At 35.8% G+C, this 15,385-nt stretch carries 18 protein-coding genes; 9 read left to right on the top strand and 9 right to left on the bottom strand.

Going from position 1 to position 15,385, the window contains the following annotated elements:
* The first annotated feature begins 228 nt into the window (after positions 1 to 228).
* Both B9N79_RS16595 and B9N79_RS16600 read left to right on the top strand, forming a co-directional pair.
* Complete coding sequence (locus B9N79_RS16595; RefSeq protein ID WP_019393919.1) at positions 229 to 1,203, top strand: 3'-5' exoribonuclease YhaM family protein; 975 nt, start codon at positions 229 to 231, stop codon at positions 1,201 to 1,203.
* Positions 1,204 to 1,302: 99 nt separating this feature from the next.
* Positions 1,303 to 1,491 carry a sporulation YhaL family protein gene (locus tag B9N79_RS16600; protein ID WP_019393918.1) on the top strand — a complete coding sequence of 63 codons (189 nt, stop codon included), beginning with the start codon at positions 1,303 to 1,305 and terminating at the stop codon, positions 1,489 to 1,491.
* Positions 1,492 to 1,533: 42 nt separating this feature from the next.
* Here the strand turns inward: B9N79_RS16600 and B9N79_RS16605 are convergent, their stop codons facing one another.
* Positions 1,534 to 2,412 (bottom strand): peptidylprolyl isomerase, encoded by an 879-nt coding sequence (locus B9N79_RS16605; RefSeq protein WP_019393917.1) that lies wholly within the window; start codon positions 2,410 to 2,412, stop codon positions 1,534 to 1,536.
* Positions 2,413 to 2,650: 238 nt separating this feature from the next.
* Here B9N79_RS16605 and B9N79_RS16610 point away from each other — a divergent pair, with 238 nt between their 5' ends.
* The gene (locus B9N79_RS16610) at positions 2,651 to 2,734 is read left to right on the top strand and encodes a YjcZ family sporulation protein (protein ID WP_019393916.1); all 84 of its coding nucleotides are present in this window, start codon (positions 2,651 to 2,653) and stop codon (positions 2,732 to 2,734) included.
* Between the two features lie 123 nt (positions 2,735 to 2,857).
* Here B9N79_RS16610 and B9N79_RS16615 read toward each other — a convergent pair whose 3' ends face one another.
* The gene (locus B9N79_RS16615; RefSeq protein ID WP_040057191.1) at positions 2,858 to 3,037 is read right to left on the bottom strand and encodes a hypothetical protein; all 180 of its coding nucleotides are present in this window, start codon (positions 3,035 to 3,037) and stop codon (positions 2,858 to 2,860) included.
* Between the two features lie 347 nt (positions 3,038 to 3,384).
* Here B9N79_RS16615 and B9N79_RS16620 point away from each other — a divergent pair, with 347 nt between their 5' ends.
* Positions 3,385 to 3,726 (top strand): DUF1878 family protein, encoded by a 342-nt coding sequence (locus B9N79_RS16620; protein WP_019393914.1) that lies wholly within the window; start codon positions 3,385 to 3,387, stop codon positions 3,724 to 3,726.
* Here B9N79_RS16620 and B9N79_RS16625 read toward each other — a convergent pair.
* Both B9N79_RS16625 and B9N79_RS16630 read right to left on the bottom strand, forming a co-directional pair.
* Positions 3,720 to 4,316: an HTH-type transcriptional regulator Hpr gene (locus B9N79_RS16625; protein WP_040057190.1), complete on the bottom strand. Its 597-nt coding sequence runs from the start codon at positions 4,314 to 4,316 to the stop codon at positions 3,720 to 3,722. The two genes, B9N79_RS16620 and B9N79_RS16625, sit on opposite strands and share 7 nt — an antisense overlap.
* Positions 4,317 to 4,604: 288 nt before the next feature.
* Positions 4,605 to 4,988, bottom strand: a complete 384-nt coding sequence (locus B9N79_RS16630; RefSeq protein ID WP_040057189.1) for a YtxH domain-containing protein — start codon at positions 4,986 to 4,988, stop codon at positions 4,605 to 4,607.
* 91 nt (positions 4,989 to 5,079) lie between these two features.
* On the opposite strand from B9N79_RS16630, the gene yhzF reads away from it, so the two are divergent.
* Complete coding sequence (yhzF, locus tag B9N79_RS16635) at positions 5,080 to 5,271, top strand: membrane protein YhzF (protein WP_046216708.1); 192 nt, start codon at positions 5,080 to 5,082, stop codon at positions 5,269 to 5,271.
* Between the two features lie 67 nt (positions 5,272 to 5,338).
* Here the strand turns inward: yhzF and B9N79_RS16640 are convergent, their stop codons facing one another.
* From B9N79_RS16640 to B9N79_RS16650, 3 genes are all read right to left on the bottom strand, one after another.
* Entirely contained in the window at positions 5,339 to 5,863 is a 525-nt protein-coding gene (locus B9N79_RS16640) for a tryptophan transporter (RefSeq protein ID WP_040057188.1), read from the bottom strand.
* Positions 5,864 to 5,959: 96 nt separating this feature from the next.
* Positions 5,960 to 7,057, bottom strand: coding sequence for a 3-phosphoserine/phosphohydroxythreonine transaminase (serC, locus tag B9N79_RS16645; protein ID WP_046216709.1), 1,098 nt, complete (start codon positions 7,055 to 7,057; stop codon positions 5,960 to 5,962).
* Between the two features lie 140 nt (positions 7,058 to 7,197).
* Positions 7,198 to 7,632: an HIT family protein gene (locus B9N79_RS16650; protein WP_019393908.1), complete on the bottom strand. Its 435-nt coding sequence runs from the start codon at positions 7,630 to 7,632 to the stop codon at positions 7,198 to 7,200.
* A gap of 616 nt (positions 7,633 to 8,248) precedes the next feature.
* Between B9N79_RS16650 and B9N79_RS16655 the strand changes: the two genes are divergently transcribed.
* The 3 genes from B9N79_RS16655 (at position 8,249) to B9N79_RS16665 (ending at position 11,005) form a co-directional block, all read left to right on the top strand.
* Positions 8,249 to 8,992 carry an ABC transporter ATP-binding protein gene (locus B9N79_RS16655; protein WP_040057187.1) on the top strand — a complete coding sequence of 248 codons (744 nt, stop codon included), beginning with the start codon at positions 8,249 to 8,251 and terminating at the stop codon, positions 8,990 to 8,992.
* On the top strand, positions 8,985 to 10,202 hold the full coding sequence (locus B9N79_RS16660; protein WP_040057186.1) for an ABC transporter permease: 1,218 nt from the start codon (positions 8,985 to 8,987) through the stop codon (positions 10,200 to 10,202). The genes B9N79_RS16655 and B9N79_RS16660 overlap by 8 nt, the downstream gene beginning before the upstream one ends.
* An 83-nt stretch (positions 10,203 to 10,285) precedes the next feature.
* A complete protein-coding gene (locus tag B9N79_RS16665) occupies positions 10,286 to 11,005 on the top strand; it encodes an EcsC family protein (protein ID WP_046216710.1) in 720 nt (239 codons plus the stop codon).
* 20 nt (positions 11,006 to 11,025) lie between these two features.
* Here B9N79_RS16665 and B9N79_RS16670 read toward each other — a convergent pair whose 3' ends face one another.
* Both B9N79_RS16670 and B9N79_RS16675 read right to left on the bottom strand, forming a co-directional pair.
* Positions 11,026 to 12,411: a hypothetical protein gene (locus tag B9N79_RS16670; protein ID WP_040057184.1), complete on the bottom strand. Its 1,386-nt coding sequence runs from the start codon at positions 12,409 to 12,411 to the stop codon at positions 11,026 to 11,028.
* A 103-nt stretch (positions 12,412 to 12,514) separates the two neighbouring features.
* The gene (locus tag B9N79_RS16675) at positions 12,515 to 13,024 is read right to left on the bottom strand and encodes an antibiotic biosynthesis monooxygenase family protein (RefSeq protein WP_040057183.1); all 510 of its coding nucleotides are present in this window, start codon (positions 13,022 to 13,024) and stop codon (positions 12,515 to 12,517) included.
* A 225-nt stretch (positions 13,025 to 13,249) separates the two neighbouring features.
* On the opposite strand from B9N79_RS16675, the gene B9N79_RS16680 reads away from it, so the two are divergent.
* A complete protein-coding gene (locus B9N79_RS16680) occupies positions 13,250 to 15,382 on the top strand; it encodes a transglycosylase domain-containing protein (RefSeq protein ID WP_040057182.1) in 2,133 nt (710 codons plus the stop codon).
* Positions 15,383 to 15,385: the final 3 nt, after the last annotated feature.

The raw sequence follows: 15,385 nt of genomic DNA on the forward strand, positions 1-15,385 counted from the left end.
ATTTTTACTTCCCGGTATGACGGGGTTAGTAAACTACCTGAAATGAGAGAGAAGTGAAAAAGTTGCTTATTTTTATTTTTGAAAAAGCTTTATTATTATTGTAGAAAATTTTTATTCAGCATGAAAGTTTAGAGGAACAATGCTAAAATGAAAGAAGATTTCTATTCGTTACCAGTTTCGATTATAGTAGAAGTGAAGGGAAAAGAATAAAGAAAGAAGGGGAATATTATGCAAACATCTCGCTTATTGGACATTGATAAATCAACAAAAGGATTTGAGGGCTATGCACTTGTAAAAAATGCTTGGGACGCGACAAGTTCAAATGGTTCGCCTTATTTTAATATTACGCTTACGCAAAAAACGAAAACGATGGACTGCAAGCTCTGGGAAAATAAGTTTGCAGGGAAAAGTATTGAAGAACTTAAAGCACTATTTGTACCAGGGAAAATGGTTTATGTAAAAGGAAGCGTATCTGAATTTAGAGGCAATTTACAGATGGCGATTACGAATTTTAGAAAAGCGGAAGAGACGGAAGTAAACATAGGAGAATTTATTGAAACAGCTCCTGAATCATTGGAAGATTTGCAAAATGAATATGAAGCATTTTTAGCAGAAATCCATCATCCTGTGATCCGAACGCTTTGTACAGATCTTTATGAAGAAAATAAACAGCGCTTTCTTAACTTTCCAGCTGCAACGTCTCTTCATCATAGTTTTGTTGGAGGCCTTCTTTATCATACTGTTTCAATGCTTCGTCTTGGAAAAAGCATTGCCTCACAATATCCACAAGTAGATAAAGATATTTTATATGCCGGCATTGCGCTTCATGATTTAGGAAAAGTTGTTGAACTTTCAGATGCTGTTGCTCCGCAGTATACTTTAACAGGCAACTTCCTTGGCCACATTACAATTGTAGCGATCTTGATTGATCGTAAGCTACAGGAGTTAAAGGCTCAAGGAGAAATCACAAAAGAAGATGCTCAAAAAGTAATTGAACTTCAGCACGTAGTATTGGCTCACCACGGCAAGCTTGAATATGGTTCACCTGTTCTAGCACATACGTTAGAAGCAGAAATTATTCACCAAATTGATATGATGGATAGCCGGATTAATATGATTATTCATGGTTTGCATGATAAGCAAGAAGGAGAGATACATAAAATACATCCGATTGGTAATTATTATAAACCTTTTTCATCTTAAAACTAATCCTCCTTTGTCATATTTATGGACAATAGTACATATATGACTAGTAGCAGAGATTTTAGAAAAAGAACTGCTAAACAGGGCAGGAGGGATAAGATGATCTCATTACCATTTTGGATTTATATTGTTGTAGCCGGTATTTTCTTTAGTGGCTTCATGGCAATAAGAGCAGCTCGAAAAGATCACGAACAAGAGCAAGGATTTATTGCTCAAGAAGGTGAAGCATATATGGAAAGATTGAAGGAAGAAAAAGAAAGAAGAAAGACAATTTCATCATCAAGCTAAAAAGGATGAGCAATTATGCTCATCCTTTTTGTAGATAAAATATTATTTTTCACTTTCTTTAGAAGAGCTGTCTTCTAGATTAATTGCATCTTTTAAATCTTTGTCTTTCACTTCGACATTTTCTTCTTTTAGAATTTTATTAACGGCATTTTCCATATCACTTTCATCGATTTTAGAAAGTTTGACCTCTTGTTCAAGTTCATCTTTCATTTTATCGAAAGAAGGCACTTCTTTTTTATCGGTCAATTTAATAATGTGGTAGCCATATTGAGTTTTTACAGGATCACTAATTTCGCCCACTTTTAACTTTTGGGCTGCTTCTTCAAATTCAGCTACCATCTGTCCTGACTTAAAGTAGCCTAAATCACCGCCACTTTGAGCAGAACCATCTTGAGAATATTCTTTTGCAAGCTTAGCAAAATCTTCTCCATCTTTTAGTTTCTTCTCTACTTCTTGGGCTGTTTTTTCATCTTTGACAAGGATATGACTTGCCTTAAGCTCAGGCTTTTTCGCTTTATAAGCTTCTTTTAGTTCCTTATCTGTTACTTTAATGTCTGCTGTTGCAGCTTTCTTACGTAATAAGTTAATTTTGACCGCATTTCTAAATGTCTTCTCACCATTTTCAGACATAGCTGTTTCAACTGATTGAGCGCCATACGAATCTTTTAACGTCTCAATTTCATTATCAATTTCTTTTTTCGACACTTTGAATTTTGAACTTAATACTTTTTCATCGACAAGTTCGCGGATTGCTTGATCTCCAACTTGATCTTTCATCATTTCATAAAGATCGTTTTGTGTTATATTGCCAGCATCTGTTTCAACAATTGTTTTGGAATCTGCGGAGTTTCCGTCATTGCTACATGCTGCTAATCCTAAAATTGTGGCTGCTGCTGTGAGCGCAACAAAACTTTTCTTCATAAAATTATACACTCCTACTTTTTGATTTTATTTACAGTATGTCCAAAATATATATCCATTTTCTCATTGTATCGAAAGAAAATAAAAAAGAAAAGAAAAAGTGAAATCTTTTGTAAAGATATCCATTTTTTGGAGGTCAATTTCCTTGGATAAAATATGTGAAAATAGCTAAAATGCCCATCCCACTTTTTTTCATCATGCATAGAATACAGTATTAGCAAGCAAAGGAGGTGCTGTTATGGGTAACGCATATGGAAGTGGTTTTGCGTTAATTGTAGTATTGTTCATCCTTTTAATCATCGTTGGTGCTGCTTGGTTCTAAAATATTATGATGTAATACAATCATTTGTCCTCTCTTATTCGAGAGGACGTTTCTTAAAAGAAGAAAAAACGCATAAAAGGAGCTGCATTTCTGCACCTTCTTTTATGCGTTTTTTCTTGTGAATTATGTGTACAACAGTTCAACATATGACGAGACAAGTAGAATAGTGATCATCACATTAATGAAGCGAAACACTTTAGGCTGACGCTCTGCTGGAATTTCTTTTTGAATACAGAGCGAGTTCGTGAGCGCATTAATGTAGAATAAGATAATCACTGCGAAAACGATAAAAATCGTACCCATTTTCAAACATTCCCCCAAACCAAAGTTAAAAGCCTATATTAAAACTAATAGCATTGTTCGTAAAGCTTTTTTTATATATGCTAGCCGTATAATCATCCTTTTCTATCTTAACACTGTTAAGGAGTTTACAAAAGTTATCAGATTACAAAACTAGGATATCTTTGTAATATACCCTCTTTAGAATTGTCTTGAACAGTTAAATCCTTTACTATAAAAGGGAGCACATAAATCGTAAGTTAGCTGGTCCATAAAGCGCTTGAAGATTAAAAGGAATGCTGTAAAATAAAGGTATAAAATAAACGGAGTTAGCTTTACATATCGTCTCAATTTGTCAAAGGAGCAGGGGTATGGAATCTTTGGAAAATCGTATTGAACGTTTGGAGTTATATTTAGAGCTATTGTTAAAAGTAACAGATCTTGAATCACAGCCGTTTTATAAGCTTGTGATAAGCAAAAATCTTAATAAGAAAGAACTTGCGGAAGTTTATTCAATTTGTGAAGAACTTGATAAGAAATATGAGGAGCAAAAGAAACAAGGACTTATTGACTTCGTTCCTTTGCTCACACAGTTCGTCGGACAACTACCTTATAAATTAAATCCACATGAGACAATTTATGCTTTACAACAACAAAAGCTGTATCCTGGTCTTATGGACAAACTAGCAAGCTTAGTTAGAAGGGTCTATTGAACAACCGCTTTTTCGATTTCAACAATATTTTCTTTTTTTCTTAACTTTCCATCTTTTTCGTCCATTTCTTCATCAATGTTATGGAAAGAGTGTTCAAAAATTTCCATGAAGTCATCTCCATACACTTTACGTACGATTGTCATAAGCTCAATAAATTCAGGGAATTTTCCGTAACATTCTTGAAGGGGAAGAGCACCTTGGAAAAGCGTACTTTCAGTCGGGTTGTAGTTTTCCATTAAATTTGTCAAAATGCCGTTTCCTTCATCTGTTAACTCAATATACGTATTTCTTTTATCATTTTCCCTTTTTGAAAATTGTAGTAATCCTCTTTCTTCTAACTTCTTTGAAAAGTTAAATGCAGTTGATACATGCATAACGCCAAACTTAGCAATCTCTGAGATTGAAGCACCTTTAAGATTGTATGCAATCCACAGGATATGATGCTCGTTAATGTTCAAATCATACGGTTTGATCCATTGCTGCCAATCTTTTTCGACCGCTTTCCATAGAGCTTTGCTAAGCTGTGCCATGCGTTGGCTGAACACTAAAGCTTCCTTCATTGTGAATTCTTTCTCATTTTGTAATTTCATCTCTCCACCCACTTTTCAATCAACTTTTTATTTATATTCTATTATGCCAATAAAATAATAAATTATAAAGATATAAATTTGCAAAAAAACAAAATTTTTTAAAAAAAGGAGTTAAAATTGCTTTAGAGAGGTATGACCTCTATAGAGAGCAGGCATGTAAGCGCAAACAAGGAATGAATATTCATGACATTAAATGAATATTCATTCCTTGTTACAATATGTTGAGAAAACTTTTCTAAGCAATGAATAAAAAAATGACAAGCTTGTTAGCTTGTCATAAAAAGATAGTTAACTGCTTTGAGTTTCCTTTTTTTGTTGATTTCCGAGTTTATCTTCTAAGCCTTTTATATTTTGCTCAATTTCAGCTAGGTGGCTCTGAATTGAGCGCTGATGGGGGGCAATATCTTCCTGGAAATTTGTAATTGATGCTTTTGCTTCCGGCGCAAGCTGTGAAAACGTTTCTTTGCTTTCCTTTACAACATGTTGAATCGCATTTTTTACATTTAAAGCATTTTCCTTAATGTCTTTCAGCTGAACTTTAAGCGTGTCACGAGAATCTGCTACACGCAGCTTCATGTCTTTACTTGAACATGGAGTTGTTAATAATGCAATTGTTCCTGCTGTGACACTTCCAAATAAAATTCCTAACGAAAATGATGCTGCTTTTTTCATTTTTACACGCTCCTTATCCTTGTTCAACATAAGAGAAACATGCCTTGCATACCTTTAGAATAAACGAATTGTAGTGAAGGGAAGTAGGAGCATGGCATGGATAATCTTTTGTTTATTCTTAACAAGTTTTCTTTTGTTCGCCATTACAGGAAAGAGGTTTATGGATCTGAAGAAATCAGCTTCATATCCTCCCAAACGAGTTCTTAGAAAACGACTTGCTGCTGAGGGAGGAACAGCACTTACAGTTTTCCTGCTGGCACTCTTACTATATTATGTAACCTAAATAAGCCTGTTTAAACATTTAGTGGTTTAAAAAGAGCCTAGGTTTTATAAAACCTAGGCTCTTTTCATTAAGACATCTGAGAAGTAATCTTAGAGCGTTTAACAATGGTTTGCACAATTGGGTAAATTACAATCATAGCAAACGTATTAACAGCTGTTGCGGGTAGTACAACGGCTGCCACGAGCCCAAAGAACTGTGCTGCTGAGAAAGATCCTAGTGCAAGAGCAGCTGCTAGGAAAACTATCCCTGAAACAATTGTTCCAATAGCTGTTAAAACGGCTGTTGATACGACAGACTGTTTGTAGCGACGAACAGCTAAAAATAATCCTAAAAATAAGAACGCTGTTAAAGGTTTGTCAATCATATTTGCAACCTGCCCATTTGGAAACGAAGTTGTTAAAGCTGCGATTGCTCCCGTAGCAATAGCAAGAACAAAAACATTTCTTGCTTGGGGAAAAAGCATAATGCCTAAAAACATCATTGTTAACATCATGTCAGGTTTCATACCTAAAAAAATAGGTGGAATAACGGCATGCAGTACAGCACCCATCCCGACTAATAAAGCTAGTGATACTAATACTTTTGTATTCATTTCTCATCTCTCCTCTACTCATCTCTAAAGCTTCTAAACTAAATACCTAACTATCTTTTATTATAACAAAAACGTGCAAGGTTACAATAAAAGGAACTATTTTACTGATTGAAGGTGTGCTTCACGATAAGACTTCATAAATTGGGCTAATGCTTGGCATGTTTCAATTGGTACTGCATTATAGATAGAAGCGCGACATCCGCCAATAGAGCGATGTCCATTTAGTCCAATAAATCCTTCTGCTTTTGCTTTTTGAAGGAAGTCTTTTGTTAATTCTTCATTAGGCATTGTGAACGTTACATTCATAAGGGAGCGGCTGTCTTTTCGTGCATGAGGTGTATAAAACTCAGGAAACTCATCCATTAAATCATAAAGAAGAGCAGCTTTTTCTTCGTTCCTTTTTTGGATGCCTTCAACACCGCCGTTTTGCTCAACCCATTCTAGTACGAGAGAAAGCATATAAATACCGAACGTTGGTGGTGTATTGAATAAAGAATTGGCTTTAATGTGTGTTGTATAATCAAGCATTGTTGGAAGTCCGCTATTTTGTTGATTGAGAAGGTCTTTGCGTAAGATCACAATTGTTACACCAGAAGGACCAAGGTTTTTTTGAGCTCCTCCATAAATAACAGCAAATTTAGATACGTCAACTTTCTTTGATAAGATGTCACTTGACATATCAGCAAAAACAGGAACATCTCCAAAGTTAGGGAAATCCTGCCACTGTGTACCATAGATTGTATTGTTCGTTGTAATATGAAGATACCCTGTGTTTTCAGGCAGCGTGTTTACACTTACTTCTGGAATATGTGTGAAAGAATCATCTTCTGTTGAAGCAACTACGACTGTTTCTCCGAAGTTTTGAGCTTCTTTAAGAGCCTTTTTAGACCATGAACCTGTCACAACATAAGCTCCAACTTTTCCTTCTTGAAGGAAGTTCATAGGAAGCATAGAAAATTGTAAGCTTGCTCCGCCTTGAAGGAAGAGGATTTCATGTGTATCTGGGATTTCCATTAATTTCTTTAGACGATCTTTTGCATCTGCTAGAACGTCTTCAAACTCTTTGCTTCGGTGGGAAAGTTCCATAACAGACATGCCTGTTCCTTTAAAATCAATTAATTCTTCTTGAGCTTTCTTTAATACATCAAGCGGTAAAGCAGATGGACCAGCATTAAAATTGTGTGCGCGTACCATAAGTAAACTCTCCTTTATGAAAAATAATAATTTCATCTTATCACAATTTGATGAAGATGGAGGACAATTCTAATAATTATTTAAAATAAAAAATACCCGAACTATATTGACTTTATTAATCAAATAATTCGGGTATTGAGTCATAAATTGATTTTATCCGTAATGTTTTGAGAGATTTCTTGTAAATCCTCATTAGAGTATTTTTCGCTATGTGTCTTCCATACCGCTCCAAAACCGTCTCCTTTACCATAGCGAGGAATAAGGTGAAGATGATAATGGAAAACGGTTTGTCCTGCAATTTCTTCATTGTTATTTAAAACATTGAGACCTTCTGCTGAAAAAGCTTCTTTAATACCTGTAGCAATACTAGGGACTGCTTCAAATAGATTTGATGCCACTTCAGGTGTTAAGTCAAAGATATTTCTTGTATGTACTTTTGGAATAACAAGCGTATGTCCCTTTGTTACTTGACTAAGATCTAAAAAAGCATACACATGTTCATTTTCGAATACTTTCGCACTTGGAATGTCTCCGTTGATAATTTTACAGAAGATACATTGATCATCATGCTTCATTCCTAAACAACACCTTTCTGACTGTTTTATACGATTATTTTATCATAAGAAAGTCAAAAAGAGAAAAAAACAAAGGGCAGGACCAACGGTTGAAGGTCCTGCCACTTTTGAAGAAGGAAAAGGTTTTAATACGTCAAATTCTTAGGGATACAAGCTACTTGGTAATCCGGTACTTGTCGTTCACAAACACCTCATTTAACAAGTTCTTTTTAACGTAGGTTAATTTCTTACCTGGCCTTTGATAAACACCTCATTTACAAAATAAATGTGTATATAAGTTAGAATCATGGATTCTGTCTCTATATACGATTATCTTGTTCATGTGTTAATCTTAACGATTATGCTCCATCACGACCATCCCCTTGTTTTATATCCGTATCTTTAAATACCTTATAGAACAAGTAAATTGTCCTTGATAAACACCTCATTCACCAATGTGATGAAAAAACTGTTTGTTTCCCTTCCTCGTTATATAGAATGTGCAGTTTAAAAAAAAATATGCAATCCATTCTTTTTTTTTTCAAAAAGGGAGATGAAATGTGCAAAAGAGTAAAATTTGATACTATAAAGAAGAAAGTATGAGCTATACTGTTTAGGGAAGGGAGCGAGTCTAATTATGACTGCACTGTTAAAACTTTCGAATGTAACAGGAGGATATACGAGGAATCCTGTATTAAAAGATATTTCTTTTGAGGTGAAAAAGGGAGAGCTCGTTGGATTAATCGGATTGAACGGAGCTGGAAAAAGTACAACAATCAAACATGTGATTGGTACAATGGAGCCGCGTGAAGGAACGATTTCTATTAATGGAAAAACATTAAAACAGGATATGGAAACATACAGATCACAGTTTACCTTTATCCCTGAGACACCTGTTTTATATGAAGAGTTAACGCTAGAAGAACATCTACGTTTAACAGCTATGGCTTATAACATTGATGAAAATACATATGAAAAGCGCTTGCCAGTTTTATTAAAAGAGTTCCGTATGGACAAGAAACTAAAGTGGTTTCCAGCTCATTTCTCAAAAGGAATGAAGCAAAAGGTTATGATCATGTGCGCTTTTTTAGTGCAGCCTTCACTTTATATTATTGATGAGCCTTTCTTGGGGCTTGATCCACTTGGTATTCAATCACTATTAGATTTAATGGTGGAAATGAAAGACCAAGGGGCAGCTATTTTAATGTCAACCCATATCTTAGCAACTGCTGAAAAATATTGTGATCGATTTATTATTTTACATAATGGAAAAGTACACGCATCAGGAACAATTGAAGAGCTTAGAACGCAATTTAGTATGCCAAAGGCAAGCCTTGATGAAATTTACGTAGCACTTACGAAGGAAGACGGCTATGAATGACATAAATGCGCTATGGAGACAAAGATTCAAAGAAAATGCTAAAGAAATTCGACGCTATGGACGCTATATTTTAAACGATCACTTAAAGTATATTTTAATCTTTTTTATTTTGATTGGAGCTTATTACTATCAGCAATTTCTTGAAGGTTTGCCAGAAAACTTTAATGGAGCCCCATTTATTGCAATTGTTGTTGCTTTCTTTTTAACAAGAGGCACAGTATATACGTTTTTTAAACATGGAGATTTAGTATTCTTGTTGCCAATGGAAAAGCGGCTTTCGTCATATATAAGAAATTCTTTTTGGTTAACATATATGATCCAGTTTTACATTTTATTAATTGTTGTCGGAGTGCTTGCACCTCTTTACTTGGCGATGGGGAACAATACATTTAAAAACGTACTGTTTATTTTGCTTATTCTAACGGTTGTGAAAGGCCTTAATTTATTTATGACATGGGCTATTTCACGTTATCCAGAGAAAGGGATTCATGTCTATAGCGTAGTGTTCCGCTATATTTTGAATGCTTTAGTTTCTTACTTTTTGTTTGTTGACGCCCATCCGCTTTTTTGGATTGCTACATTCTTCATTTTGCTCGTTTTAACAGTATACTTCTATAGTGATACAAAAAAGCGTCCTTTTTATTGGGAAGGTTTGATCTCTCTTGAGGAGAAGCGAATGATGCTTTTTTATAGACTAGCTAATTCATTTACAGATATTCCTAATGTTGGAGATGAACCAAAACGTCGTCGCTATTTAGATGTTTTAGTACAGTTTATACCTTATAAACAAAAGGAAACATATCACCATCTTTATGCGCGAACTTTCCTTAGAGCTGGAGGCTATTTAGGGCTTGTCATTCGATTAACGTTTGTTGGAGCCTTCTGTTTATATTTCTTGCCATTTACGATTGGAAATATTGTGACAGTTCTCCTTTTTGTATATATGACAGCTATTCAGCTTATGCCTTTATGGAAGCATCATCACTATAAAATTTGGATAAATCTTTATCCAATTAGTGAGACGGTTAAGGAGGCAACGTTTTTGCGTTTCTTCTTCGTTATTCTTGCTGGGCAAGCTTTTGCATTAAGTGTTTTACTTGCAGTTTTTCATACACCTTTAGCAGGAATACTTGCTTTTATTTCCTCTCTAATTGTGTTTTATTTGTTCACGTATCAGTATGTGAGAGCGAAGATGAGAAAAAAGCACTAAAACAATTGTTTTAGTGCTTTTTTTAAAGTAATGTGCTACTTACTGTCTTTTGAGTCGTATAGTAAACAAGGGGGGAGAAAAAGATGACTTATGAACAAGACGTTCTCTATATGGCAGAAATGTGGAAACATGAACTGAATAAAAAACCTTCAATGTTTGAAAGGGCGGCGAAAAGAGCACAAATAGGAATTTCCAACAAAATTCCAGAGCGCTTTCATCTTGTTGTTACAGAAGCAATGAAAAAGATGGTGAGTGCTGTTTTGACAGGTTCTGATTATACAACAAAGTTAAAAGAGCCACTCCCAGCATCTTTCCAAGAGCGAGAGGAGAAAGTAAAAGCAGCAATTAAGCGATATCAAACAACAGCATCGCTTGAAGGAGCGGGAACAGGAGCAGGGGGAATATTTTTAGGAATGGCAGATTTCCCACTTTTCTTATCTATCAAAATGAAGTGTTTGTTTCAAATTGCGCTTCTTTACGGACTTGATCTTAAAAAATATGAAGAACGAATTTACCTTCTTCACATCTTTCATCTTGCTTTTTGTCGCGATGATCATAAGAACAGTGTTTTACAAAATATTAAAGAGTGGGAAGAAAATCCTAAAAAGGAAATCGATTGGCGTACTTTTCAACAGGAGTATCGAGATTATCTAGATTTAGCCAAACTACTCCAACTTGCTCCAGGAGTAGGAGCTGTTGTTGGAGCTGTTGTAAACTACCGCCTTGTTGAACATTTAGGAGAGACAGCAATGAATGTATATCGCTTGCGCTTGCTGTCTTCAAAAAGGGAAGAAAAGATCTAGCGTAAATGCTAGATCTTTTTTTACATAAGGATAATTGCGACAATGGTTGTCACAACTAAGCCAATCCCCACAGGAAGAAGGTTGCGGCGAGCAAGCTCAAAAGGACTTACATTACAAATTGCCGCTGCAGGAATAAGGGCCCAAGGAATAATAGTGCCTCCGCCAACCCAGATTCCAGCTACTTGGCCAAGTGCAGTCAAGGTAGCAATGCTGCCATCAATAGAAGCTGCAAAAATCTTAGCAATAGATCCGACAAGAGAAATACCTGAAAATCCAGAGCCATCGAGTCCTGTAATAGCTCCTACTGCTGTTAAAGTAACCGCTGCAATTTCTTTCGTAAGCGGTACAGAAGCGGAGAGAGCAGCTCCAAGATCATTAACAATTCCATTGGAGTCCTGTGGTAAATAATTCCCTACAATCGTAGTAAACCCAGCATCTCCAAGATAGAAAAAGGCTGCAATTGGAATAACAGGACCAAATACTTTAAAACCGAATTGAAAACCATCAACAAGATAAGATGTGGTTTTCTCAAGTCCTTTTCTTTTATGACCTAAAAGGGCAATGGCTAGAAGGATAAAAAGTGCAGTACCGCCGACTAATGCTGTTGCATCACTTCCTTGAAGATTTAGCTTAAACATAAGAAAGATATCCATTATAAAGAGGAGTGGAATGATAGCGGCCATTATGTTATTTGTTTTCTTTGAGAGAAGCTGTTTGTGCGTTTGCGAATTATTAGCTGAAGGGAGTTCAACAGAAATCCTCCCTAATTTCAAATCACGCTTAAGCAGAAAAAAAGCAGTAAAAGTTGTTACAACACCCATTGTAATTACAAGTGGAACACTTGCTTGGATAACTTCATGAACAGAAATACCTGCAGCATCACCCGTAAGTTTTGGTGCTGCTTGAATAACGAAATCACCTGAAAGGGCAATACCGTGGCCAAAAAGGTTCATTGCAACAGCAACGCCCATTGCAGGTAAACCAACTCGAAGTGCTACAGGAAGCAAAATAGCTCCAATTAAAGCAACAGCAGGAGAGGGCCAGAAAAAGTAAGAAATGCTCATCATGAGAATTCCCGTGATCCAATAGGCGAGTGTGGGAGTTCTGATGAGTTTTGCAAAAGGAGAGATCATTGTATCGTGAATTCCTGTTGCAGTAAGCGATTTACTCATCGCAACAATAATGCAAATAATTAAAATGGTTGGTAAAAGTTCTGTAATAGCGTAAATAAAGCTATTAAATACATTACTAATAGCGTTTGGTAAAGAAGGATGGGCAATAAAAGAAACGAGAAATATTCCTACAATACATAAAATGGTTGTATCAAGTCTTTTGATCATAAATCCGATAATAAGAAAAATGAAGAGCACATATGTCCAGTGAATAAGCGTCAATCCCATATCCATCATTATGCCTCCTACGTCCTAACGTAATATAGCATATGTGATAGAGAAATTTTTGTGATAAACACCTACAAAAGAAGCCTCCCGAAAATTCGGAAGGCTTTTTTTATGCTTCTTTTACTCTGAATGATGTTATATAAGATGGTCTCGGAAAGACTTGTTTTTGCTGATCAAGTCCTTCAGACGTTCCTTGTTTCTTATGAGCAGTCTTAAAAGAATTGGATTCTTTCCAATCAAGAAAGCTTTTTTCATCTTCCCAGAGAGTAAAAATCACGTATGTGTCGCTATTTGTTGGACGCAGTACGCGTAAAGCTAAAAATCCAGGTTCTGTCTCAATTTTTCCTGCTCGGTTTTTGAAGCGGTGTTCAAAAAGAGGGCGCCCTTCTTCTGTAACAGGAATGTTGTTAAAAACAGCAAATCCATTTTTGACAACCTCTCCAACAGAATCTAGTACTTCGTAATTTCGTCCTTCTTTAAAAAAAGTGTCTCCTTCCGTTTCGTGAAGAAGAGCAGCATTGTCAGGAGAAACAAGTAAAAGCGTATTTTCCTGAAGATGTTCATTTGCAAGTTTACCTAAATAATTTTCAGTTCCATTTGTAATATAAACTTTCTTCATCAAATCACCTCTCACTATAGGTTTGCTTAGTTATGGAAAAAAATACAAAACTATGCATATGAAAGCTTTTCCAAACTCATATTAAAAGTATAGAATGTTTTCTCTTGTGGAGCAAAGAAAAAGATTAACCTTATATGGCTGGAGATTTCCAACACTTTCTATTATCATGAAGGAAGTGTTTTAGAACCCCCTAATGGGTTTTGGCACAAAGAAGAGGTGAAAATAATGTATAAGAAAGGAATTGTTGCAGGTGGAATCGTTGTTGGACTCCTGTTAGTAGGTGTTATCGGCTACTTCATTATTATTCTTTTAGGAGATTACATTATCGACGAGAAAAAGTTGGTTTTAAATTCTGCCACAACACTTGTGGATCAAAACGGCAAGGAAATTACGAAACTATACGTAGAAAACCGAGATCCTGTTCCAATTGAAGACATTCCAGACCATGTAAAGGAAGCATTTATTGCAACAGAAGATGTTCGTTTTTACGAGCATAATGGAATAGATTTAAAATCGATTTCAAGAGCGGTATATAAAAATATTTTAGCAGGAGGAAAAGCGGAAGGAGCAAGCACCATTACCCAGCAACTTGCTAAAAATGTGTTTCTATCAAATGAAAAAACATTCTTGCGTAAAGGAAAAGAAGCCATTATTGCCATGAATCTCGAAAATCGCTACAGCAAAGATAAGATTCTAGAAATGTATTTAAATCAAGTGTACTTAGGACAAGGAGCATATGGAGTGCAAGCAGCTTCACATGTTTACTTTAATAAAGACGTTTCAGAATTAACAGCAGACCAAAGTGCAGTTTTAGCTGCTATGCTTAAAGCACCAACAACATACTCTCCAATTCTAAATCCTGATAAAAGTTTAGAAAGACGCAATGTCGTTCTTGGACTTATGGAGAAGTCCGGATATTTATCAGCGAAGGAAACGGTACGGCTTCAAGGGAAAACGCTCGGAACAGATGTTGTGACACGTGCAAAAGAGCCTAGCTATTTTACGTATTTTGATATGGTGATGGAAGAAGCCAAAGATAGGTATTCTTTATCAAATGAAGAACTTCTAAGAGGTGGCTATGAAATTACAGTACCGTTAAATACGAGCGTGCAAAAGAAAGCATATGAACTGTTTCAAGAAGGAAGCTATTTTCCAGGAACAGATGATAGCGTACAAGGCGCTTTTGTCCTTCTTGATAACAAAACAGGTGGAGTCACCGCTGCTATTGGAGGAAGAGATTATGTTCAAAAAGGCCTTAATCGTCTCAATATAAAGCGCCAACCAGGATCTACTTTTAAGCCGTTAGCGGTTTATGGACCTGCTCTTGAAGAGAAAAAATTTAAGCCATATTCACTTTTAAGAGATGAAGTTGTTTCATATAACGGCTATGAACCACATAATGCCCATGAAGAGTACCGAGGGAAAATCACTATGTATGATGCATTAAAAGATTCAGTTAATACATCTGCTGTGTGGACATTAAACAAACTTGGGGTACCAAAAAGTAAGGAATATTTAGAGAAACTCCATATGCCTATTGAAGATAACGGTCTTGCTATTGCGCTTGGTGGTTTAAGAGAGGGAGTAACACCTCTCCAAATTGCTTCAGCATATCAAACATTTGCTAATGGAGGCGTTCACGTTGAGCCTCATTTTATTACTAAAATTCAAACAGCAGACGGAGAAGCGGTGAAAAAAACTGAAAAAGTAAAAAAAGAAAGAGTATTTTCCAAACAAACATCGTGGTATATGACAAAAATGCTACAAGCAGTTGTGGAAGATGGAACAGCAACAGCCGGGACGTTCTCAGGAGCTCTTGCAGGAAAAACAGGTACAACAACCTTTCCAAATGTCAAGGGAGCCAATAAAGATGTTTGGTTTGCAGGATATACGCCACAGTATACAGGAACAGTGTGGATGGGATATGACAAGACAAACTCTTCTCATTATTTAACTGGAGGAAGCTCAAAGCCAACCATTCTTTTTAAAGACATTCTGTCACAGTCTTCTATTGAAACGAAAGAGTCATTTAAAAAACCTAAGAAAACAAAAGATTTAAAAGATCCGATTCGGTTAGAGAAAATCGATGACTTAACAGGTGATAAAGGCGTGTTTTCTTTAACACTAGAATGGACTCCTTCAGGAGATAAACGCGTTGTTTACTATATTTATGAAGAAAAAGAAGGCGAAACAAAGCTTGTTGGCAAAGTAAAAGGAAAGGGCAAATATGAAGTGGAAGGAGCTAATGTTTTTAGTTCTTCAACATTCTACGTTATACCTTATAACACACAAACGAAAGAACGTGGAGAGAAGTCAAATAAAGTATCTCCGTCTCTTTTTGGATTTCAAGCTTCCTGAATC

The organism is Priestia filamentosa, assembly GCF_900177535.1.
GTDB classification, from domain to species: domain Bacteria; phylum Bacillota; class Bacilli; order Bacillales; family Bacillaceae_H; genus Bacillus_I; species Bacillus_I filamentosa.

Bases quoted from the DNA above. Each gene is read 5' to 3' on its own strand.
- B9N79_RS16595 (WP_019393919.1), top strand. From the start codon at position 229: ATGCAAACATCTCGCTTATTGGACATTGATAAATCAACAAAAGGATTT.
- B9N79_RS16600 (WP_019393918.1), top strand. From the start codon at position 1,303: ATGATCTCATTACCATTTTGGATTTATATTGTTGTAGCCGGTATTTTC.
- B9N79_RS16605 (WP_019393917.1), bottom strand. From the start codon at position 2,412: ATGAAGAAAAGTTTTGTTGCGCTCACAGCAGCAGCCACAATTTTAGGA.
- B9N79_RS16610 (WP_019393916.1), top strand. From the start codon at position 2,651: ATGGGTAACGCATATGGAAGTGGTTTTGCGTTAATTGTAGTATTGTTC.
- B9N79_RS16615 (WP_040057191.1), bottom strand. From the start codon at position 3,037: ATGGGTACGATTTTTATCGTTTTCGCAGTGATTATCTTATTCTACATT.
- B9N79_RS16620 (WP_019393914.1), top strand. From the start codon at position 3,385: ATGGAATCTTTGGAAAATCGTATTGAACGTTTGGAGTTATATTTAGAG.
- B9N79_RS16625 (WP_040057190.1), bottom strand. From the start codon at position 4,316: ATGAAATTACAAAATGAGAAAGAATTCACAATGAAGGAAGCTTTAGTG.
- B9N79_RS16630 (WP_040057189.1), bottom strand. From the start codon at position 4,988: ATGAAAAAAGCAGCATCATTTTCGTTAGGAATTTTATTTGGAAGTGTC.
- yhzF (WP_046216708.1), top strand. From the start codon at position 5,080: ATGGCATGGATAATCTTTTGTTTATTCTTAACAAGTTTTCTTTTGTTC.
- B9N79_RS16640 (WP_040057188.1), bottom strand. From the start codon at position 5,863: ATGAATACAAAAGTATTAGTATCACTAGCTTTATTAGTCGGGATGGGT.
- serC (WP_046216709.1), bottom strand. From the start codon at position 7,057: ATGGTACGCGCACACAATTTTAATGCTGGTCCATCTGCTTTACCGCTT.
- B9N79_RS16650 (WP_019393908.1), bottom strand. From the start codon at position 7,632: ATGAAGCATGATGATCAATGTATCTTCTGTAAAATTATCAACGGAGAC.
- B9N79_RS16655 (WP_040057187.1), top strand. From the start codon at position 8,249: ATGACTGCACTGTTAAAACTTTCGAATGTAACAGGAGGATATACGAGG.
- B9N79_RS16660 (WP_040057186.1), top strand. From the start codon at position 8,985: ATGAATGACATAAATGCGCTATGGAGACAAAGATTCAAAGAAAATGCT.
- B9N79_RS16665 (WP_046216710.1), top strand. From the start codon at position 10,286: ATGACTTATGAACAAGACGTTCTCTATATGGCAGAAATGTGGAAACAT.
- B9N79_RS16670 (WP_040057184.1), bottom strand. From the start codon at position 12,411: ATGGATATGGGATTGACGCTTATTCACTGGACATATGTGCTCTTCATT.
- B9N79_RS16675 (WP_040057183.1), bottom strand. From the start codon at position 13,024: ATGAAGAAAGTTTATATTACAAATGGAACTGAAAATTATTTAGGTAAA.
- B9N79_RS16680 (WP_040057182.1), top strand. From the start codon at position 13,250: ATGTATAAGAAAGGAATTGTTGCAGGTGGAATCGTTGTTGGACTCCTG.